16 protein-coding genes, 10 tRNA genes and 3 rRNA genes are annotated in these 21,154 nt (G+C 42.6%); 26 read left to right on the top strand and 3 right to left on the bottom strand.

Translation table 11 applies throughout. The features are described from left to right. Window positions 1-32: 32 nt before the first annotated feature. Window positions 33-671, bottom strand: coding sequence for a spore germination lipoprotein GerD (gene gerD, locus ACXAEY_RS20975; RefSeq protein WP_270182815.1), 639 nt, complete (start codon window positions 669-671; stop codon window positions 33-35). A 151-nt stretch (window positions 672-822) separates the two neighbouring features. Between gerD and ACXAEY_RS20970 the strand changes: the two genes are divergently transcribed. Next, the gene (locus tag ACXAEY_RS20970) at window positions 823-1,428 is read left to right on the top strand and encodes a KinB-signaling pathway activation protein (RefSeq protein WP_270182816.1); all 606 of its coding nucleotides are present in this window, start codon (window positions 823-825) and stop codon (window positions 1,426-1,428) included. Window positions 1,429-1,461: 33 nt separating this feature from the next. Here the strand turns inward: ACXAEY_RS20970 and pdaB are convergent, their stop codons facing one another. Beyond that, window positions 1,462-2,220 (bottom strand): polysaccharide deacetylase family sporulation protein PdaB, encoded by a 759-nt coding sequence (gene pdaB, locus ACXAEY_RS20965; RefSeq protein ID WP_474814633.1) that lies wholly within the window; start codon window positions 2,218-2,220, stop codon window positions 1,462-1,464. Window positions 2,221-2,338: 118 nt separating this feature from the next. Between pdaB and ACXAEY_RS20960 the strand changes: the two genes are divergently transcribed. The 15 genes from ACXAEY_RS20960 (at window position 2,339) to rocF (ending at window position 9,929) form a co-directional block, all read left to right on the top strand. Continuing rightward, window positions 2,339-2,563 carry a hypothetical protein gene (locus ACXAEY_RS20960; protein ID WP_474814631.1) on the top strand — a complete coding sequence of 75 codons (225 nt, stop codon included), beginning with the start codon at window positions 2,339-2,341 and terminating at the stop codon, window positions 2,561-2,563. Between the two features lie 248 nt (window positions 2,564-2,811). Beyond that, a 16S ribosomal RNA gene (locus ACXAEY_RS20955) occupies window positions 2,812-4,361 on the top strand. 213 nt (window positions 4,362-4,574) lie between these two features. Further along, window positions 4,575-7,504 (top strand): 23S ribosomal RNA (locus tag ACXAEY_RS20950). A 262-nt stretch (window positions 7,505-7,766) separates the two neighbouring features. Continuing rightward, window positions 7,767-7,883, top strand: a 5S ribosomal RNA gene (gene rrf, locus ACXAEY_RS20945). The 16S, 23S and 5S rRNA genes sit together here with 10 tRNA genes alongside, the layout of an rRNA operon. A gap of 10 nt (window positions 7,884-7,893) precedes the next feature. Beyond that, window positions 7,894-7,968 (top strand) — tRNA-Asn (locus tag ACXAEY_RS20940). Window positions 7,969-7,971: 3 nt separating this feature from the next. Then, window positions 7,972-8,047 (top strand) — tRNA-Thr (locus ACXAEY_RS20935). A 9-nt stretch (window positions 8,048-8,056) separates the two neighbouring features. Beyond that, a tRNA-Glu gene (locus ACXAEY_RS20930) sits at window positions 8,057-8,131 on the top strand. A gap of 24 nt (window positions 8,132-8,155) precedes the next feature. After that, window positions 8,156-8,231 (top strand) — tRNA-Val (locus tag ACXAEY_RS20925). Between the two features lie 83 nt (window positions 8,232-8,314). After that, window positions 8,315-8,390: transfer RNA gene (locus tag ACXAEY_RS20920), tRNA-Thr, on the top strand. Between the two features lie 9 nt (window positions 8,391-8,399). Continuing rightward, window positions 8,400-8,484 (top strand) — tRNA-Tyr (locus ACXAEY_RS20915). Between the two features lie 4 nt (window positions 8,485-8,488). Next, a tRNA-Lys gene (locus tag ACXAEY_RS20910) sits at window positions 8,489-8,564 on the top strand. A 6-nt stretch (window positions 8,565-8,570) separates the two neighbouring features. Beyond that, window positions 8,571-8,645: transfer RNA gene (locus ACXAEY_RS20905), tRNA-Gly, on the top strand. 9 nt (window positions 8,646-8,654) lie between these two features. Further along, window positions 8,655-8,728: transfer RNA gene (locus ACXAEY_RS20900), tRNA-Gly, on the top strand. Window positions 8,729-8,732: 4 nt separating this feature from the next. After that, window positions 8,733-8,808, top strand: a tRNA-Ala gene (locus tag ACXAEY_RS20895). Window positions 8,809-9,026: 218 nt separating this feature from the next. Then, window positions 9,027-9,929 carry an arginase gene (gene rocF / locus ACXAEY_RS20890; RefSeq protein WP_270182877.1) on the top strand — a complete coding sequence of 301 codons (903 nt, stop codon included), beginning with the start codon at window positions 9,027-9,029 and terminating at the stop codon, window positions 9,927-9,929. Window positions 9,930-9,953: 24 nt separating this feature from the next. Here the strand turns inward: rocF and ACXAEY_RS20885 are convergent, their stop codons facing one another. Further along, window positions 9,954-10,142, bottom strand: coding sequence for an aspartyl-phosphate phosphatase Spo0E family protein (locus ACXAEY_RS20885; protein ID WP_270182876.1), 189 nt, complete (start codon window positions 10,140-10,142; stop codon window positions 9,954-9,956). A 211-nt stretch (window positions 10,143-10,353) separates the two neighbouring features. Between ACXAEY_RS20885 and sigW the strand changes: the two genes are divergently transcribed. The 10 genes from sigW to ACXAEY_RS20835 all read left to right on the top strand — a co-directional run bounded on the left by sigW (window position 10,354) and on the right by ACXAEY_RS20835 (window position 21,129). Beyond that, on the top strand, window positions 10,354-10,914 hold the full coding sequence (gene sigW, locus ACXAEY_RS20880; RefSeq protein ID WP_474814629.1) for an RNA polymerase sigma factor SigW: 561 nt from the start codon (window positions 10,354-10,356) through the stop codon (window positions 10,912-10,914). A 19-nt stretch (window positions 10,915-10,933) separates the two neighbouring features. Then, window positions 10,934-11,557, top strand: a complete 624-nt coding sequence (locus ACXAEY_RS20875) for a zf-HC2 domain-containing protein (protein WP_474814628.1) — start codon at window positions 10,934-10,936, stop codon at window positions 11,555-11,557. 181 nt (window positions 11,558-11,738) lie between these two features. Then, entirely contained in the window at window positions 11,739-12,557 is an 819-nt protein-coding gene (gene cdaA, locus ACXAEY_RS20870) for a diadenylate cyclase CdaA (protein ID WP_270182880.1), read from the top strand. Continuing rightward, on the top strand, window positions 12,557-13,516 hold the full coding sequence (locus tag ACXAEY_RS20865) for a CdaR family protein (RefSeq protein WP_474814625.1): 960 nt from the start codon (window positions 12,557-12,559) through the stop codon (window positions 13,514-13,516). The genes cdaA and ACXAEY_RS20865 overlap by 1 nt, the downstream gene beginning before the upstream one ends. 183 nt (window positions 13,517-13,699) lie before the next feature. Continuing rightward, complete coding sequence (glmM, locus tag ACXAEY_RS20860; RefSeq protein WP_270182872.1) at window positions 13,700-15,043, top strand: phosphoglucosamine mutase; 1,344 nt, start codon at window positions 13,700-13,702, stop codon at window positions 15,041-15,043. Between the two features lie 464 nt (window positions 15,044-15,507). Then, on the top strand, window positions 15,508-17,313 hold the full coding sequence (gene glmS, locus ACXAEY_RS20855; protein WP_474814624.1) for a glutamine--fructose-6-phosphate transaminase (isomerizing): 1,806 nt from the start codon (window positions 15,508-15,510) through the stop codon (window positions 17,311-17,313). 793 nt (window positions 17,314-18,106) lie between these two features. After that, window positions 18,107-18,322, top strand: coding sequence for a hypothetical protein (locus tag ACXAEY_RS20850; RefSeq protein ID WP_474814622.1), 216 nt, complete (start codon window positions 18,107-18,109; stop codon window positions 18,320-18,322). Between the two features lie 337 nt (window positions 18,323-18,659). Continuing rightward, on the top strand, window positions 18,660-19,493 hold the full coding sequence (locus ACXAEY_RS20845; protein WP_474814620.1) for an NYN domain-containing protein: 834 nt from the start codon (window positions 18,660-18,662) through the stop codon (window positions 19,491-19,493). Between the two features lie 513 nt (window positions 19,494-20,006). Further along, window positions 20,007-20,306, top strand: coding sequence for a hypothetical protein (locus ACXAEY_RS20840; RefSeq protein WP_474814619.1), 300 nt, complete (start codon window positions 20,007-20,009; stop codon window positions 20,304-20,306). A 187-nt stretch (window positions 20,307-20,493) separates the two neighbouring features. Next, the gene (locus tag ACXAEY_RS20835; RefSeq protein ID WP_474814617.1) at window positions 20,494-21,129 is read left to right on the top strand and encodes a hypothetical protein; all 636 of its coding nucleotides are present in this window, start codon (window positions 20,494-20,496) and stop codon (window positions 21,127-21,129) included. Window positions 21,130-21,154: the final 25 nt, after the last annotated feature.

Here is a 21,154-nt window from a genome sequence, read left to right as displayed (position 1 = left end):
GTCAAAAGGACATGCGAGGCATGTCCTTTTTTTTATTCCTGTCCACCTGATTCTTCGCTACCGCCTTTTTCTTTGCTTTTCTCGTCTTCGCCTTCGCCTTCTTTACCACCTTCAGCCTCTTTACTTTGTTCAGGGCTTGCTTTCATTAATATTTCCTGTATCTTTGCTTGGAATAAAGGACTGTCTAACGTTTCAGTGATTAGTTCTTTCATCTGTTTTCTTGATTGGTTACTTTCTAAAAGTTGAAGGTAATGTTTCTCCATCTCAGGATCTTGTAGCAAATCCATCATCTTTTCTTGGAAATCTGGATCATCCATAAGTGATTTGAATAGCTTTTCGTTTTCACTCTGAATGTTTTTTGCAAAGTTCTCAACGAACTTAGGATCTTTGAGCAACTCTTGCCAGTATTTCTTTCCTTCTTCTGAAGTCAGTACTTTTTGAATGGTTTCTTTTACAAAAGGTTGTTCCATCACAAGCTGCTGTTTCATTTCTTCATCTGACATAACTTCCTGGATGGCTTTTTTTCCATCATCCGTCTTCAATAAATCCACAAGCATTTTCTTAGTTTCTTCATAATTTGCTTCAGAACCCTCTGCAGCTCCTGAAGCACACCCGGCTGTAATCAGAAGGAATGCTAATCCAATAGTAAGCAGATTCAATCGTGAACTCATATCGCTTATCCTCCTTTCAGGATAGTCTTATCCTTAATATTAGGCGATTTTTTGAAATTATACGCGTAGATTAAAGGAAAGGTGGTAATTTGTATAAGGCATTGGTACAATTCTACAGAGAAGGAACATTATTAATATCGGGGGCTTGAATGTGAAGACAAGAAATCTTGTTTACTTATTCTTTTCAACCCTTCTGATTGGCTCAACAGCAGGTATGATTGCTGGACTTGCTATGGAGTGGACGCAATATTGGAATGATCTTAAGAATGGAGAATTTGTTTCGTTCTTGATCGTTATGCTCTGGCTCTTAGGTGTATCCAGTATCTTTAGTTTGATTAGTCAGATGGGGTTTTTCGCATATTTAACCATTCACCGTTTCGGTCTTGGGATTTTTAAATCCGTCAAACTGTGGAATACCATACAGGTTGTACTGATAGCGGTAGCGCTATTTGACCTCGTTTATTTCCGCTACGTTATCTTTGCAGAACCAGGAGATAGTTTATTGGGATACATTGGGGTAGCACTTCTTCTATTGGTGGTCGGTCTTGGCACGGCTTATATCAAGAGTAAAGAAACCAATAAACATGCTTTTATTCCGGCTCTATTCTTTATTGTCGTCGTAACGATTTTAGAATGGATTCCAGGTTTGCAAAGCGACGATCAGAAGTGGGTCTGGTTAATCTTTATTCCGCTATTAACGAGTAACGTGTGGCAGATCCTTACATTACACCGAATTACTGAAACGAAAAACACGTAAATAAAGCAGCTCTGCGTAAGTAGCAGGGCTGCTTTATTTTACTTCTTTACTATTTATATTCGCATTGGAAATTAGTTCATTCACTGTAACGAGTTCATAGCCTTTCTTTTTAAGTTGAGTGATCAGTTCCGGTAGAGCGGCACTCGTTTGTTTCGCTGAGTCGGATGCATGAAGAAGGATGATATCCCCAGAATGTGCTTCCTTTACTACATTAGTAATAATTTCTGTTGCACCAGGGTACTTCCAATCATTAGAATCTAAGCTCCAGTGAATGACAGTATGATTAAGCTTATTGGAAACCTCCAATACTCTCTTATTAAAATTTCCATTCGGTGGCCTTATCAACTCTGTTTGCACACCCGACACTTTTTTTATCGCTTCTTGAGCACGAATGATATCCTTTCTTATTTCTATATCTTCCATAGAGGTATAGTTTTCATAACGATAACCAAGACTCCCAATTTCATGCCCGCCTTTTACGATTTGTTCTACAATTTCTGGATGTCGTTCTGCCCAAGCTCCAGAGATGAAGAAAGAAGCTGATATGTTTTGTTTGTTAAGTTCCTCAAGTATAGGAATAGCCTTAGTCTCTCCCCAGCTGATATCAAAGGTCAATGCCAGCTGTTTACCTTGGCTTTTTACTTGATCGACTGCCAATGGTGTCCCGTTTGAAGTAAAGACAGCAAGATCTCTACCTTCAACAAATAAAATGAGTGCCGCAAAAAAAGCAGCTGCTATAATCACCATGCTTTGTTTGATTCTCTTTCCTCTCCACACCCAAAAAAACTTCATTTCGCACCCCCTTTGTCCCATTCATATGCGCTATAGTAAACAACTATGTACAAAGTCTTTTTGCCAACTCATAAAGGGTAGGAAGGATGGTCATAATGGTTTGAAAGGAGGGTATTACATGATCGGATTTCTACTGAGTGAAAAGGAAGGCAAAGAAATAGAGTATCTCCTTAAGCGGGAGATGGAAGAAATGCTGATGAGTCTTGATGATCATCGATTAGAGAAAATTGTTAAACGGGCTATGGAAGAGCGCTACCTCTTGCTCTTAGGTATCTATAAAAGGACAGCTTCAGCTACTGATGTATCGAAGTATAGAAGGATACTAAAAAAAGATACGAATTAATTTTTAAAAACCTATTGCAAAATAGTAGTTCGGGCTGTATAGTTATAAAGGTCGCCGATAACAAACGGCCGACACAAAAACGAATTAAAAAAAAGATGTTGACTTCGGACGAGTTAATGTGTTACATTAATAAAGTCGCTGAAAACGACATTGAAAGAAACAAATCGATCTTTGAAAACTGAACGAAACGCCATGCAAGAAATTGTTTCTACGGAAACAAACATTGTTTTAAAGCTAGATTGAACTTTCTATCGGAGAGTTTGATCCTGGCTCAGGACGAACGCTGGCGGCGTGCCTAATACATGCAAGTCGAGCGGAGAAATGGGAGCTTGCTCCCATTTCTCAGCGGCGGACGGGTGAGTAACACGTGGGCAACCTGCCCTACAGACTGGGATAACTCCGGGAAACCGGAGCTAATACCGGGTAATACATAGCATCGCATGATGCAACGTTGAAAGTTGGCCTCTGGCTAACACTGTAGGATGGGCCCGCGGCGCATTAGCTAGTTGGTAAGGTAACGGCTTACCAAGGCCACGATGCGTAGCCGACCTGAGAGGGTGATCGGCCACACTGGGACTGAGACACGGCCCAGACTCCTACGGGAGGCAGCAGTAGGGAATCTTCCGCAATGGACGAAAGTCTGACGGAGCAACGCCGCGTGAGTGACGAAGGCCTTCGGGTCGTAAAGCTCTGTTGTTAGGGAAGAACAAGTACCGTTCGAATAGGGCGGTACCTTGACGGTACCTAACCAGAAAGCCACGGCTAACTACGTGCCAGCAGCCGCGGTAATACGTAGGTGGCAAGCGTTGTCCGGAATTATTGGGCGTAAAGCGCGCGCAGGCGGTCTCTTAAGTCTGATGTGAAAGCCCACGGCTCAACCGTGGAGGGCCATTGGAAACTGGGGGACTTGAGTGCAGAAGAGGAGAGTGGAATTCCACGTGTAGCGGTGAAATGCGTAGATATGTGGAGGAACACCAGTGGCGAAGGCGGCTCTCTGGTCTGTAACTGACGCTGAGGCGCGAAAGCGTGGGGAGCAAACAGGATTAGATACCCTGGTAGTCCACGCCGTAAACGATGAGTGCTAGGTGTTGGGGGGTTCCACCCTCAGTGCTGAAGTTAACACATTAAGCACTCCGCCTGGGGAGTACGACCGCAAGGTTGAAACTCAAAGGAATTGACGGGGGCCCGCACAAGCAGTGGAGCATGTGGTTTAATTCGAAGCAACGCGAAGAACCTTACCAGGTCTTGACATCCTCTGCCACTCCTAGAGATAGGACGTTCCCCTTCGGGGGACAGAGTGACAGGTGGTGCATGGTTGTCGTCAGCTCGTGTCGTGAGATGTTGGGTTAAGTCCCGCAACGAGCGCAACCCTTGATCTTAGTTGCCAGCATTCAGTTGGGCACTCTAAGGTGACTGCCGGTGACAAACCGGAGGAAGGTGGGGACGACGTCAAATCATCATGCCCCTTATGACCTGGGCTACACACGTGCTACAATGGACGGTACAAAGGGCAGCAACACCGCGAGGTGAAGCGAATCCCATAAAGCCGTTCTCAGTTCGGATTGCAGGCTGCAACTCGCCTGCATGAAGCCGGAATTGCTAGTAATCGCGGATCAGCATGCCGCGGTGAATACGTTCCCGGGCCTTGTACACACCGCCCGTCACACCACGAGAGTTTGTAACACCCGAAGTCGGTGAGGTAACCTTTTGGAGCCAGCCGCCGAAGGTGGGACAAATGATTGGGGTGAAGTCGTAACAAGGTAGCCGTATCGGAAGGTGCGGCTGGATCACCTCCTTTCTATGGAGAATTACGAGGCAACATTGGTTGCCAAACTTGCATGAGCGTTTCGTTTAGTTTTGAAAGAATGATTGTATTCTTTCATGTTCCTTGAAAACTAGATAGCACAAACAACGACATCCAATAATTATTATTTTTTGCGTTATAACTTAGTTAGTCACATCTAACGATGTGCATCGATGACGTTAGAACACTGTTTCTAACGAAATCTAAGGTTAAGCTACTAAGGGCGCACGGTGGATGCCTTGGCACTAGAAGCCGATGAAGGACGGGACGAACACCGATATGCTTCGGGGAGCAGTAAGTACGCTTTGATCCGGAGATTTCCGAATGGGGGAACCCACCATCCGTAATGGGATGGTATTTACTTCTGAATACATAGGAAGTAAAAGGCATACCCGGGGAACTGAAACATCTCAGTACCCGGAGGAAGAGAAAGCAATCGCGATTTCCTGAGTAGCGGCGAGCGAAACGGAAACAGCCCAAACCAGAGGGCTTGCCCTCTGGGGTTGTAGGACGTCTCATTGGAGTTACAAAGGCACGGATAGACGAAGCGACCTGGAAAGGTCCATCAGAGAAGGTAACAATCCTGTAGTCAAAATCCGCTGCCCTCCGAGACGGATCCTGAGTACGGCGGGACACGTGAAACCCCGTCGGAATCCGGGAGGACCATCTCCCAAGGCTAAATACTCTCTAGTGACCGATAGTGAACCAGTACCGTGAGGGAAAGGTGAAAAGCACCCCGGAAGGGGAGTGAAAGAGAACCTGAAACCGTGTGCCTACAACTAGTTGGAGCCCGTTAATGGGTGACAGCGTGCCTTTTGTAGAATGAACCGGCGAGTTACGATCCCGTGCAAGGTTAAGCCGAGAAGGCGGAGCCGCAGCGAAAGCGAGTCTGAATAGGGCGAAAGAGTACGTGGTCGTAGACCCGAAACCGGGTGATCTACCCATGTCCAGGGTGAAGTTCAGGTAACACTGAATGGAGGCCCGAACCCACGCATGTTGAAAAATGCGGGGATGAGGTGTGGGTAGCGGTGAAATGCCAATCGAACCCGGAGATAGCTGGTTCTCTCCGAAATAGCTTTAGGGCTAGCCTCGCGGCAAGAATCTTGGAGGTAGAGCACTGATTGGACTAGGGGTCCCTACCGGATTACCGAATCCAGTCAAACTCCGAATGCCAACGATTTATCCGCGGGAGTCAGACTGCGAGTGATAAGATCCGTAGTCGAGAGGGAAACAGCCCAGACCACCAGCTAAGGTCCCAAAGTATACGTTAAGTGGAAAAGGATGTGGCGTTGCTTAGACAACCAGGATGTTGGCTTAGAAGCAGCCATCATTTAAAGAGTGCGTAATAGCTCACTGGTCGAGTGACGCTGCGCCGAAAATGTACCGGGGCTAAACGTATCACCGAAGCTGTGGATTGTCTTACGACAATGGTAGGAGAGCGTTCTAAGGGCTGCGAAGTCAGACCGAAAGGACTGGTGGAGCGCTTAGAAGTGAGAATGCCGGTATGAGTAGCGAAAGACAAGTGAGAATCTTGTCCGTCGAAAGCCCAAGGTTTCCTGAGGAAGGCTCGTCCGCTCAGGGTTAGTCGGGACCTAAGCCGAGGCCGAAAGGCGTAGGCGATGGATAACAGGTTGATATTCCTGTACCACCTCCTTTCCGTTTGAACGACGGGGGGACGCAGAAAGATAGGGAGAGCGCGCTGCTGGAAATGCGCGTCCAAGCGATTAGGCTGGTGAATAGGCAAATCCGTTCACCGTGAAGGCTGAGTCGTGATGGCGAGGGAATTTAAGTACCGAAGTCCCTGATTCTACACTGCCAAGAAAAGCCTCTAGTGAGGAAAGAGGTGCCCGTACCGCAAACCGACACAGGTAGGCGAGGAGAGAATCCTAAGACGATCGGGAGAACTCTCGTTAAGGAACTCGGCAAAATGACCCCGTAACTTCGGGAGAAGGGGTGCTTCCTCGGGTGAATAGCCCAGGGGAGCCGCAGTGAAAAGATCCAAGCGACTGTTTAGCAAAAACACAGGTCTCTGCCAAGCCGCAAGGCGATGTATAGGGGCTGACACCTGCCCGGTGCTGGAAGGTTAAGAGGAGGGGTTATCCCTTACGGGAGAAGCTCTGAATCGAAGCCCCAGTAAACGGCGGCCGTAACTATAACGGTCCTAAGGTAGCGAAATTCCTTGTCGGGTAAGTTCCGACCCGCACGAAAGGTGCAACGACTTGGATACTGTCTCAACGAGAGACCCGGTGAAATTATAGTACCTGTGAAGATGCAGGTTACCCGCGACAGGACGGAAAGACCCCATGGAGCTTTACTGTAGCCTGATATTGGATTTTGGTACAGCTTGTACAGGATAGGTAGGAGCCATAGAAGCCGGACCGCTAGGTTCGGTGGAGGCGTCGGTGGGATACTACCCTGGCTGTACTGACATTCTAACCCAGCACCGTGATCCGGTGCGGAGACAGTGTCAGGTGGGCAGTTTGACTGGGGCGGTCGCCTCCTAAAGAGTAACGGAGGCGCCCAAAGGTTCCCTCAGAATGGTTGGAAATCATTCGCAGAGTGTAAAGGCACAAGGGAGCTTGACTGCGAGACCTACAAGTCGAGCAGGGACGAAAGTCGGGCTTAGTGATCCGGTGGTTCCGCATGGAAGGGCCATCGCTCAACGGATAAAAGCTACCCTGGGGATAACAGGCTTATCTCCCCCAAGAGTCCACATCGACGGGGAGGTTTGGCACCTCGATGTCGGCTCATCGCATCCTGGGGCTGAAGTAGGTCCCAAGGGTTGGGCTGTTCGCCCATTAAAGCGGTACGCGAGCTGGGTTCAGAACGTCGTGAGACAGTTCGGTCCCTATCCGTCGCGGGCGCAGGAAATTTGAGAGGAGCTGTCCTTAGTACGAGAGGACCGGGATGGACACACCGCTGGTGTACCAGTTGTTCCGCCAGGAGCATAGCTGGGTAGCTACGTGTGGAAGGGATAAGTGCTGAAAGCATCTAAGCATGAAGCCCCCCTCGAGATGAGATTTCCCACAGCGTCAAGCTGGTAAGATCCCTCAGAGATGATGAGGTTGATAGGTTCGGGGTGGAAGCGTGGCGACACGTGGAGCTGACGAATACTAATCGATCGAGGGCTTAACCAAACGAAAAGTAAAGCAGGCTTGGTCATATTCGCAGACCATTGGAGCTCTTGAACAGAAGGCGTTTTCCGCCTGAAGTGAAAGAGTGAAATGGGCAAGAATATAGCCTGCGGCACTAGACATCGCGAAAAATGTTATTGGAATACGTTGCGAGTGCTATCTAGTTTTCAGGGAATGAAAAAATTCCTTGATTTTCTTTCAAGCATATAGTAATATATATCTTGTCCTTGGTTAAACACTTTGTGGTGGATCAACCATTGATTAGTCTGGTGATGAAGGCGAAGAGGTCACACCCGTTCCCATGCCGAACACGGAAGTTAAGCTCTTCAGCGCCGATGGTAGTTGGGGGCTCTCCCCCTGCAAGAGTAGGACGTCGCCAGGCTTGTCATTATTCCACAGTAGCTCAGTGGTAGAGCAATCGGCTGTTAACCGATCGGTCGTAGGTTCGAATCCTACCTGTGGAGCCATTTGCTTCCATAGCTCAGCAGGTAGAGCACTTCCATGGTAAGGAAGGGGTCATCGGTTCGAATCCGGTTGGAAGCTCCAAGACAACATGGCCCGTTGGTCAAGCGGTTAAGACACCGCCCTTTCACGGCGGTAACACGGGTTCGAATCCCGTACGGGTCACCAACTTAATTTATTGTTTTACTCTGTGGAGGATTAGCTCAGCTGGGAGAGCATCTGCCTTACAAGCAGAGGGTCGGCGGTTCGAGCCCGTCATCCTCCACCATTTCATTTATAATGAAGATTACATTCTCAGGAGTACTCTAAACAGAGTGCACTGTTTTTTGTTTGTAAGTTCAGATATACTTCGCCGGTCTAGCTCAATTGGTAGAGCAACTGACTTGTAATCAGTAGGTTGGGGGTTCAAGTCCTCTGGCCGGCACCATCTATTTGTGGAGGGGTAGCGAAGTGGCTAAACGCGGCGGACTGTAAATCCGCTCCCTCAGGGTTCGGCGGTTCGAATCCGTCCCCCTCCACCATTTAGAGCCATTAGCTCAGTTGGTAGAGCATCTGACTTTTAATCAGAGGGTCGAAGGTTCGAGTCCTTCATGGCTCACCATTTTTCGCGGAAGTAGTTCAGTGGTAGAACACCACCTTGCCAAGGTGGGGGTCGCGGGTTCGAATCCCGTCTTCCGCTCCAATATCATATGCGGGTGTAGTTTAGTGGTAAAACCTCAGCCTTCCAAGCTGATGTCGTGGGTTCGATTCCCATCACCCGCTCCATAATGGGGCCTTAGCTCAGCTGGGAGAGCGCCTGCCTTGCACGCAGGAGGTCAGCGGTTCGATCCCGCTAGGCTCCACCATTTATCCTTATATATCGGTATAAGGTTTTTTTTATGTCTAAATTTCCTCAACTATTAAACCTCTTCTCGGAATTACTTCTCCTCTTGTACTTATAAATATCCGAAAATTCGTAGAAATGTTGTCATGACATGAATACTTATTCAAAAAACTGTCCAGTTGAGTCATTAAAAACGGAATGGTTACAATATAGGTAGACATAACTCTAGGAGGACGAGATATGAATAATCAACTATCGATAATTGGAGTACCTATGGATTTAGGTCAAATGAGACGTGGGGTCGATATGGGACCAAGCGCAATAAGGTACGCAGGAATTGTAGAACGATTAGAGAAACTGAATTATGATATAGAAGATCTTGGAGATATTGAAATCGGTAGACCTGAGCAACGTCCAGAGAATCAAGACCATCAGTTAAAGAATCTAAAAGAAGTTGCAGATGCTAGTGAAAAGCTTGCTTCAAGGGTTAACGAAGTGATTGAACGTAAGCGCTTCCCGCTCGTATTTGGAGGAGATCATAGTATCGCAATTGGTACACTCGCAGGAGTTTCGCAGAGCTATAATAATCTTGGTGTGATTTGGTACGATGCTCATGGAGATTTAAATACTGCAGATACATCACCATCCGGTAATATCCATGGTATGCCGCTTGCGGTGAGTCTAGGTATTGGCGATGAGTCGTTAACAGGAATCGCAGGTTACAGTCCAAAGATTAAACCTGAGAACATCGTCATTATCGGAGCTCGTTCTCTTGATGAAGGTGAGCGAGTGTTGATAGAGGAAAAAGGAATCAAAGTGTTTACGATGCATGAAATCGATCGATTGGGAATGACAAAAGTGATGGAAGAAGCAATTGCCCATGTGTCCAATGGCACAGATGGTGTTCATCTAAGTCTTGATCTTGATGGACTAGATCCTCACGATGCACCAGGTGTTGGTACACCAGTTCTTGGAGGAATCAGCTATCGTGAGAGCCACCTCGCTATGGAGATGCTTGCGGAATCGGATATCCTTACTTCTGCTGAGTTCGTTGAAGTGAATCCTATTTTGGATGAGAAGAATAAGACAGCAACAGTAGCTGTTGCACTGATGGGATCTTTATTCGGAGAAAAATTAAAATAACATGATTAACGGCTCTCTAAGAAGTTAGAGAGCCGCTGTTTTATTATTTTTACATTCATCGTATTTATTCAGTAGGTTATCAAGATAAGTGCTGATTTCTACTATTTCTGAGGAACTTAATGGCTGCTTTCTTGCTAAGAGATTCATCTTCTTACGAGAGTCTTCAATTTCCTTAAGTAAAATTTCTTTTTCCCGCCCCTTTGCAAAATCCATTTGCAGACCATCCCTTTCATTCATTTTCCTCTATATACCCGATATGTATGGATTGAAAACCTCTTTTTTAGAAATATATGTATTTTGGTTATTAATAAAGTTTTCTCGTGCTAAAATAGGGGAGGATAAAAAAATTATAAAAAAAAACGAAACTTTATTTTTCCTGGAACGTATTGAATAATAGCCGCAGGGAATAGCGGGGGTTGGATATATGGATGCCATTGTAAAAAGAATAATAGTACAAGTAAGGAAAGGGGACCACGATGCTTTTGGTGAGCTTGTGGAGCTCTATAAGGATCGTGTTTTTGCACTTACTTACCGAATGCTTGGTAACCGTCAAGAAGCTGAAGACGTGGCGCAGGAGGCATTTATTCGAGCTTATACAAACATTGATCGCTATCAAATCGATCGAAAGTTCTCAACATGGTTATATCGCATTGCAACAAATTTGGCGATCGATCGAATGAGAAAGAAGAAGCCGGATTATTACCTTGATGCTGAAGTCTCTGGCACTGATGGCCTAACGATGTACTCACAAGTAGCTGCTACTGATCAATTGCCTGATGATGAAGTTGTTTCTCTTGAAGCACAAGAGGGTATTCATCAAGCGATATTAAGTCTTCCTTTGAAGTATCGTTCTGCTATTACACTTAAGTATATTCAAGAGCTTTCACTAAAAGAGATTAGTGAAATTCTTGAATTACCAGTCGGTACTGTGAAGACCCGTATCCACCGTGGGAGAGAAGCACTTAGAAAGAAGTTACGTGAGTGATGTGAAAGGGGGAGAAACTATGAAATGCCCTGAAGAAATTGTACGAATGATGCATGACGTACTTGATGATGAAGCAACGAGAGAAGAACAACTTACGGTGCAAAACCATTTAAAAACCTGTGCTGACTGTAAGCACCATTATGATGAACTTAAAAAAACAGAATCATTTCTCCTCAGCACGCCTTCTCTTAAGGCACCCGATGGTTTTACATCAAAGGTAATGCAGCAACTTCCTCAAGAAAAGAAGACCGTTTGGATTAAGAGATGGATGAAATCTCATCCGCTGATGGCAGCTGCAGTTCTCTTTCTAGTATTAATGGCAGGATCAGTATATTCTTCATGGACGAGTGAAGATCAAATGACAGCTTTATCTGGTAATCTGACGTTTGATAAGGAAACAAATACGGTTATCGTTCCGGAAGGTGAAGTAATAAAAGGAGATTTAACTGTTAAGAACCGCAATCTTGAAATCGAGGGGAAAGTCGAAGGTGATGTTCTCGTTATTAATGGAGAGCAATATATGGCTTCTGCGGGTCAAGTAACAGGGGAGATCGAGGAAGTCGATCATATTCTTGATTGGACATGGTATCACTTAAGACAAGTATTTATAGATATTGGTGATGTGTTTTCATCTGATAAGTAATCACACTTAAAACCGCTCTTAACCGAGCGGTTTTTTTTCGATTTTAAATCGATTTGAACAAACACGGTTGACTTTGAACATACTAAAAATATGATATAATTAAAAAGTTACCAACGTTTTCAAGATGTGTAACGGTTAGGAACCACAGGCTAAATTCACTATGTTTGGAGGAAGAGCCGTGCTGCCTGTTGCTAATGTGAATGTACTTGACTACATAACAGAAATTATAGATATTTTGCTAGTTACTTATGTGATTTATAAAATTATCATGTTGATTCGAGGGACTAAGGCTGTTCAGCTTTTAAAAGGAATCACCGTTATTATTGCGGCATGGTTTTTGAGTAGCTTCTTTGAACTTAATACGCTGCATTGGATTCTGGAGCGGGTGGTGCTTTACGGATTACTCGCGATCATCATCATTTTCCAGCCAGAACTAAGACGGGCATTAGAACAGCTTGGTAGAGGTCGATTGTTCACTCGTTCTGCAGTAGAGGAAGAAGAAACGAACAAAATGATCGAAGCGATTATCAAATCTACCTCTTATATGGGGAAGAGACGTATCGGTGCATTAATCTCGATCGAAAGAGAAACGGGGTTAAACGATTATGTAGAAACTGGTATTCAGATGAATGCGAAATTAACTTCTGAGCTTCTCATCAACATCTTTATACCGAATACTCCGCTTCATGATGGAGCTGTTATTTTAAAGAAGGACGAAATTTTGGCAGCTGCCTGCTATCTCCCATTGTCTGAGAGCCCCTTCATTTCGAAAGAACTCGGGACGAGACATAGGGCAGCATTAGGAATAAGTGAAGTGACGGACAGCTTGACTCTTGTTGTTTCTGAAGAAACTGGTAGTATTTCACTCGCTAAAAATGGAGAGCTTCATCGAAATGTATCAGAGGAGGTACTTCGCGACCTACTCACTGGAGAACTCAATACGGCTGTTACGAAGAACGATACTTCCAATCGTTGGAGTAGTTGGAGGGGGAAAAAATAATGGACAAGTTGCTGACAAGTAATTGGTTTGTCAAGATTATCTCGTTTCTTCTTGCCCTTATGCTCTATACTATTGTTGCTATGCCAGACGCTTCAACTTCTGGAGGGGATGGATTGCTCAATCCTGAGGGAGACTCCTATCCTATATCTGATATGAAGCTAGAAGTGCTTTATGATGAAGAAGAAGTCGTCGTTTCCGAACTGCCAGAAACGGTAGACGTGATCGTAGAGGGTAGAACTGATGGAGTAATGATCTCTAGGATGACCAATAAAGAGGTTTACGTCGATCTCCGCAATCTGACTCCTGGACAGCACCTTGTGACGGTTAAACATCGAGATTTCCCTGAGAACGTCGATGTAACGATTGATCCAGCGAGAGTCTCTGTAACGATCGAAGAAAAGAAATCGAACACGTATCAAGCTGGAATCAATCTGTTGAAAGCAGAAGAACTGCCTGAAGGCTATCAAGCTGAAAACCCTGTTGTCACTCCTGAAACAGTAACCGTAACAGGTGGATCTTCAAAACTCGAACAAGTAGCATTTGTAAGAGGATACGTTGATGTGAGTAATGCAAAGGAAGCGATTAACGCTCGGGTTACGCTCAACGTGTACGATGGAAATATGGACGAGATCCAAGGGCTTACGATCGAGCCGGCTATCGTGGATGTCGAAGTGCCGATAAGTAACCCATCTAAGAAGGTTCCTGTTGAAGTAGAGCAAGAAGGCGAGCTTCCTGAGGGATTAAGCATTTCTTCAATTACGGTCGAACCAAAAGAAGTAGCTGTGTTCGGACCGCTAGAATCGCTTGAGAAATTAGAAGTATTGAATGGGGCATCGATCGATCTTTCGGAGATTACAGAAGATACGACGGTGGAGCTTGATGTGCCTGTACCTGATGGAATGACGAAAGTAGAACCACAAAAGGTTAAGGTGAAAATCGTATTGAGTGATGAAGGATAAAAAGCATTTGATGATATACCCATAAAAGGTAGGGGGCCAACGGATGGTCTTACTGCAACCGTTGCTCATATTTTTTGCGGCTTTATGAGGTATATCTTGCATCCTTGTCAACAAAAGCTGCTTTTATGATATAAAATCGTTAACACATAACTGAACTGCGCGATACAAAGGAGAGAAATTACGATGGGTAAATATTTTGGAACCGATGGTGTTAGAGGTGTCGCAAATACTGAATTAACACCAGAGCTTGCATTTAAATTAGGACGTTTTGGTGGGCATGTACTAACGAAAGGCGCTGAAAAGCCAAAGATTTTAATTGGTCGAGATACACGAATTTCAGGGTACATGCTAGAAGGTGCTCTTGTAGCAGGGTTACTATCGATCGGAGCTGAAGTCATGCGATTAGGTGTGATCTCCACGCCAGGTGTCGCCCACTTAACAAAAGCTCTTAGTGCTCAAGCAGGTGTCATGATTTCGGCATCTCACAACCCGGTAGGTGACAACGGTATTAAGTTCTTCGGACCAGATGGGTTTAAACTTTTAGATGTTCAAGAAGAAGAGATCGAGGCACTTATCGATAGTGATGAAGATACGGTTCCTCGTCCTACAGGTGAAGATCTTGGAATTGTTAGTGATTATTTTGAGGGCTGTCAGAAGTACCTACAATACTTAAAACAAACAATCGATGAAGATTTCTCTGGCCTTCATATCGCGCTCGACTGTGCTCATGGTGCAACTTCTTCGCTAGCACCTCACCTGTTTGCTGATTTAGAAGCGGATATCTCTACGATCGGTACGAATCCTACAGGGACAAACATTAATGCTGGCGTAGGTTCTACACATCCAGAGGCACTAGCTGAATTCATGAAGGATAAGAACGCAGATCTAGGATTAGCGTTTGATGGAGATGGTGATCGCCTGATTGCAATCGATGAAAATGGGGAAATTGTTGATGGCGACCAAATTATGTTCATTTGTGCGAAGTTCATGAAAGAGCAAAAGAACCTTCGTCATGATACGGTTGTTTCAACTGTCATGAGTAATCTTGGTTTCCACAAAGGGATGGAAGAAGCGGGAATTACTTCTCTCAAAACAAAAGTTGGAGATCGTTACGTGATGGAAGAAATGCGTAAGGAAGGGTATAACCTTGGCGGTGAGCAGTCCGGCCATATTATCTTCCTCGATTACATCACAACAGGAGATGGCATGTTATCCGCACTTCAGTTAGCGAATATCATGAAAGTGACACAGAAGCCATTGTCTGAGCTTGCAGCTGAAATGAAGAAGTACCCTCAATCGCTTGTGAATGTTAGAGTGACTGACAAAACAAAGGTTGATTCAAACGAACGTATTCAGGAGACGATCCAACAAGTTGAGAGCGATATGAACGGTGAAGGACGAATCCTTGTACGCCCATCGGGAACAGAGCCTCTCGTACGTGTAATGGCTGAAGCACCTACAAAAGAACTTTGTGATGAGTATGTACAACGTGTCGTATCGATGGTTGAGGAAGAACTAGGAGCGTAATCGACACAAAAATGGATTTAGTACGAATGGTATGCGTGTGTAGCACACAACAAGCTATACATGCATACCTTTTATTATTTAAAAGAAAACTACTAGTAAATCGGACGGAACTAATTTTCGTTTTTTGAAAAAAAGGATTGACCATTATTTTACATCTAATGTATTATTGTAGTTATGTTTAATCCTATTCAAGAAGGGAAAGTGAGGGAAGCGGGTTTATTACTACGATAAGCGCCTGGACTGCTCTCGAGCGGTAGAGAACAGTTGACGAGGAAGAGGTTCATCGAACATCGGCGGATACCTCTCGATTGCTCACCACAATCGTACGGTTTTGCGTTAAAACAGGAAGGTGACTTTCTGTACAAAACCAAAACCTTGGTGAAGAAACGTACTTGATAATCGGAAAAGAAGGGGCAGGTCTGCCCCGAGGTACACCTGTTCCTTCAACTGAAGGAGGACTTTTTATGTGTGGTATTGTTGGATATATTGGAAATAAAGATGCTAGAGAAATTTTATTGCGTGGGCTAGAAAAACTTGAGTATCGTGGTTATGATTCAGCTGGTATCGCTCTTCTTAATAACGAAGGCTTGCACCTTACGAAAGAAAAAGGACGTATTGCAGATCTTCGTAAACAAGTTGATGAGAGTGTAGAAGCGACTACTGGAATTGGACATACACGTTGGGCAACACACGGTGAACCAAGTCAAATAAACGCACACCCGCATCAAAGTGCATCAGAACGTTTTACGCTAGTGCATAATGGTGTAATTGAGAACTATCAACAAATCAAACGCAACTTCTTATCCGAAACTGAATTCGTTAGTGCTACTGACACTGAAGTCGTGGTACAACTGATTGAGACATTTGTAGTAAAGCACAACATGCAAGTAGAAGAGGCATTTCATCAAGTGCTTCAAGAACTTCACGGTTCTTACGCACTAGCACTGATCGATAATGAAAATCCTGACACGTTATTTGTTGCAAAGAACAAAAGCCCGCTTCTTGTAGGAGTAGGTGATGAATTTAACGTGATCGCAAGTGATTCTATGGCGATGCTTCAAGTAACGAATGAATTCATCGAATTGATGGATGAAGAGGTCGTTCTTGTAACGCGTGATTCAATCACGATCAAAGATATGGATGGAAAAACGGTTGAACGTGAGCCATTCACTGCTGAAATCGATGCAAGCGATATTGAAAAGGGTACGTACCCGCACTATATGCTTAAAGAAATCGACGAGCAGCCGTTTGCAATCCGAAATATCATCACGAAATATAAAGATGATAATGACAACATCAAGCTAGATGAAGATATTCGAAACGCTGTTAAGGATTCGGATCGAATCTACATCATTGCTTGCGGAACAAGTTACAATGCTGGTCTTGTTGGAAAGCAGCTTATCGAGAACATCGCTCAAGTTCCTGTTGAAACGCATATTGCGAGTGAGTTCCTCTACAATATGCCACTCGTTTCAAAAAATCCACTATTCATCTTTATTTCACAAAGTGGTGAAACGGCAGATAGTCGTGGCGTTCTTGTAAACGTGAAGAAAAAAGGCTACAAGTCACTCACGATTACAAACGTTCCTGGATCAACGCTTTCACGTGAAGCAGATTACACGCTTCACACACATGCGGGTCCTGAGATCGCTGTAGCATCGACAAAAGCTTATACAGCTCAGATGGCGGTATTAACCATTCTTGCGGTTGATACGGCACAAGCTAAAGGCATTAAGCTTGATTTCGATCCTCTTCAGGAGCTAGGAATTGTAGCGAATGCAATTGAATCGATCGTCGATCAGAAAGAAAAGATTGAAGCGGTAGCTCGTGAATTTCTTTCTGTAACGCGTAATGCATTCTTCATCGGTCGTGGCGTAGACTACTACGTATGTCTAGAAGCTGCACTTAAACTAAAAGAAATCTCTTACATCCAGGCTGAAGGATTCGCTGGAGGAGAGCTTAAGCATGGTACGATTGCACTTATTGAAAAAGGTACGCCTGTTATTGCGATCGCAACTCAGAAGCACGTGAACGGAAGCATCCGCTCAAACGTTGAAGAAGTAGTTGCTCGTGGCGCGTCTCCTTGTATCGTAACGACGAAGAGTCTTGAAGAGAAAAACGACTCAATCGTAATCGATGAAGTGCATGAGCACTTAACACCACTTGTTTCTGTAGTACCACTACAACTGCTTGCTTATTATGCAGCACTTCACCGTGAATGTGATGTTGATAAGCCAAGAAACCTTGCTAAATCTGTAACTGTAGAATAAATAGAAGCGTCCGTTACCAGTAACTGACGCTTTACAAAAAAGTTTTGCCTTTTACAAAAAAGATGTATCCTTTACAAAAAAGATGTATCCTTCACAAAAAAGCTTTACCCTAATGTAAAAGGACAAAAGTGTCGTGAACCGATTAAAAAGGGAAATATTATAAAACCCCGGACCGAATTAATGGTTTGGGGTTTTTTTAAATGCTTGGTTTAGTTTCGAAGGTGTTATCTCGAAAAGTATATATTGATCATTGAAAAAAATTATCTAGTGCATAATGTCACAAAAGTCACTTATTGATCAAGAATAATGTTAGAAAAAGCTCGAGCTATCGAAAACTGGTTCGAGCTTTTTTAAAACTAAAGAAAGTTTAATATCATCAATATTTGGTTTTTGTATCTTGACAATAACCTGTCCATAGGTTTTGTTTGTATTGGATAGGAGGGTATATATGAGGAATGAATTTTTCCCAAATGATGACACGGAACTTAGTAAAGTTATGAGAATTTATGAACACGAATTTGACGTGCGGAATAATTGGATTAAACAAGAAGCTATTAACTTTAACTAGGCGCTAAGGGTTAAACCTCCAACTAATGCATTTAACCACGCAATTTCAATAATTAATCATGCAATGGTATTGGTCAGAATTATAGATCTCGATGCTCTTGGATCTAGATGTGTACATAGATCTAAAGAAAGAGCTAAAATACTCCACGAAAGAAACCCCGGTATGCCCCCGCCTCCACAGACACTGAGGAACATTAGAAATGATTTTGAACATCTAGAGGAAAGAATGGATCTTTGGGCAACTAGCACCAATGAAAAACAGTATATAGACTTAGCTATTGGTGAGGGCTATCTCTTGGGAGGATCTGAAATGGATACTTTTCGAAAGTTAGAAAGAACTAAACTGAAGTTTTGGAACAACGAAGTTGATTTACAAGAAGTTATTACTTGGGTTGAAGCTACAAATAAAATAATAATAGAAAACAATCACAAGAGATTTTAATGTAAATCGAGAAAAACAGTTAGAGGTTGTCAGCAAAAACAAAAAAATATTATATTCTAAGGGTGAACTTTTTACAGGATAACAGATATATGAAAATCATTAATATACTTGTAAAAAAATGGAGGATATTGATTGGTTTTAGTAGAATTATACTTCCTATGAAGGAGTGAGCACGCAAGTACTTTATTGAGTGTTCCTGCATCAAAATCTTATAGTAACAGGACTAAACATTGGGTGTTTATCAAAGCAGCACAAGTTGTCTAGGGTACATTAATTCAAGAATGTAAGGTTTTTATACGGAAAATTAATTCTGAGTATTGAGGAGTGGCGTTTATACATGTCAACTATATGTTATGTGGATTTTGAAAACCTGTATAATTCATTGGAAAACAACTATGGATTAAGGTTAACACCTAAAGGTTATAAGAAATTTAAAGATTATTTAATTAAGCAGTGGAGCATAACTAAGTCGTCAGATATTAAGCTCATTGCTGTTTGGGATAACTTCCAGCACTTAAAACAGACAATCACTAGTTTGAATTTAAGTATGATTGACTCCGTAGTTAATGCACGTAATAGTTCTGATGGTAAAATGGTGGTAGAAGTGTTAACAACTAGTGAAGAGTTTGAAGAAGTAATAATAGTTAGTGGAGATAGTATTTTTCTACATCCAGCATTATTTTTAAAAGGAGAAAAGGATAAGAAGGTTTCCTTCATTGCATTAAAAAAAAGTTGCTTCGAAAAATTTTCTGATTGCGATTTACCAGTAAAGTTATTGGATGACATCTTTGATATTTACGGATTTCAACAAACTAAAGATGAAGATTCATTTGAAAAAATAAATCCTATCTCTAGAGATATGGAAGTGGTATTACATAAGGTAGTTCATATGATGAGAGCGATAAATGAGTCAGAACTAACTTGGATCGGTGTTGCTCACGGAGTTAAACGGATGCGAGAGAAACAAGGGAAGACCGCCCCACCATTTAACAATATAAGTAATATAATGAGTATTATTGAAGAGGGATGCGAACATGGGATTTTTGCAAGAGGAAAACAACCACATCATTCAAGTACTGGTACTCAAGATACTCTTAAACTAAACAAGACTAACAAAGAAGTCATTACAATGGAAAAAAATGTTGACATTGAATTAAGAAATAAGGTATAATGACAATAAAGAAGAATACTATAATAGAAACATCGAAAATTTATTGAAGTACAGAAATATCATCGAACCATAGAAATACCATCGAATCATCGAAATATCAATGATAATATTGAAACAATTATTTGAACCACAGAAATTTAAGATAAGTAAAAAAAGAAGGCAAGTAGATGAATTCATCTACTTGCCTTCTTTTTATTATGGTGAATTTTTCACATTTCAAATTAAGTAACTCAATTGTAGAATGACAAAAAAGTCGGGAACTGATGTAGAATTATAAAAGAGTCGGGAACCGGACAAAAGAGTTGGGAACTGATATAGAAACAAAAGATTAAAAAACCTCGAACCAATAAATGTTGGTTCGAGGTTTTTTGAAACTTTAATTCATTGTGGTTAACTTCCAAAAGAAAACTCATCCTGTCTCTAAAGATGCCCCCTCAAATTTATTGAATTGGAAAAAGAACAAGTATTGACTAAGATCAGTTATGCTATAATTAGGGAAAGAGGGGGATAAAAATGGTAAATATACTATTTTATAGAAATGTTCATGACATTGTGCCTGAAAGGATAAGTATCAAAATTAGTAGAAAAGCTTTTGAGGAAGTTCTGGGAAATGATTACGCTTATGTATCTAGTCCTATTAAAGAAACAATTATTGTTGCAAATAAAGAAGAATTAGATATAGAGAATGGGAATTTTCAAATAGGTAGACATTTTTATATTAGAAAATTGGATGAATCGTTTGATATGAGATCTTCATTTGCCTCATTAACAGAAGAGGATATTGAGAAAATTACAGAAGTATTTACTATCTAATGTAACGGCGCAAAAAAGATCGAGCCAATTTATGTGGTTCGATCTTTTTCTTCTCAATAGAAAGAAGGAAGTGATCATTCATGTTATTCCATAAAACGGCTTTTATTTTGTAAATATATGGAGGATAAGAAGTGCTTTTGTAGAATATTACGTTTTATGAAGGAGGAATTTCAGGAGGTATTCTATTATGTATCAATGTACAATGCAGGATGCAGTAGTAACGATAGTTCCTACATCAAGATACGGGAAAGAGTTTGACACAGCTACAGTTCAAACCTATTTTCAGTTATCAACACAATTACCAGAGGAAGAGGAATTCTTGGTACCGAGTTTAGAGAAGATCCCAGAACAAGACTTAAAGTTATTTCAAGCTGGAAATGTAGAGTTTTCTCCAATACCAAAATCTGTTGTCTTACAAGAGATTAAGGATTTCCAAGAACAAGTGGCTAGCGGAAATAGAGAAGAAGCAAAATCTGATGCTTTCCTTGGGTTAGCTTCTCTTTATATGCAACCAATAAAAATGCAGCCAGTTTCAGGTAATGTGTATCAACTGAATTACCAGTATTCAATTTATCCTGAAAGTGATGGACATTTTTATGTGAGAGCTACGATACCTTTCAAAGGGTTTGATATGCCGAGAGGAACGGTCCGGTTTACCACAATATTGCCGGCGGGTGCGAACTATGATAGTGAGGGAACTAAAGGAGAAGCTATACAGGGACAAGTGATAGAAGAACAAGCTCAAAAATTCCAAAATGGACTCACAGTTCTAGGGTTTCAGTATACAGTTGATCCGGATTTTGTCGTGAAATATAAATACTAAAAATGATTACCTCCTTCTATAAAAC

This window comes from Anaerobacillus sp. ABA4_114 (genome assembly GCF_056159065.1).
This window is presented reverse-complemented; position numbering and strand designations above follow the sequence as displayed.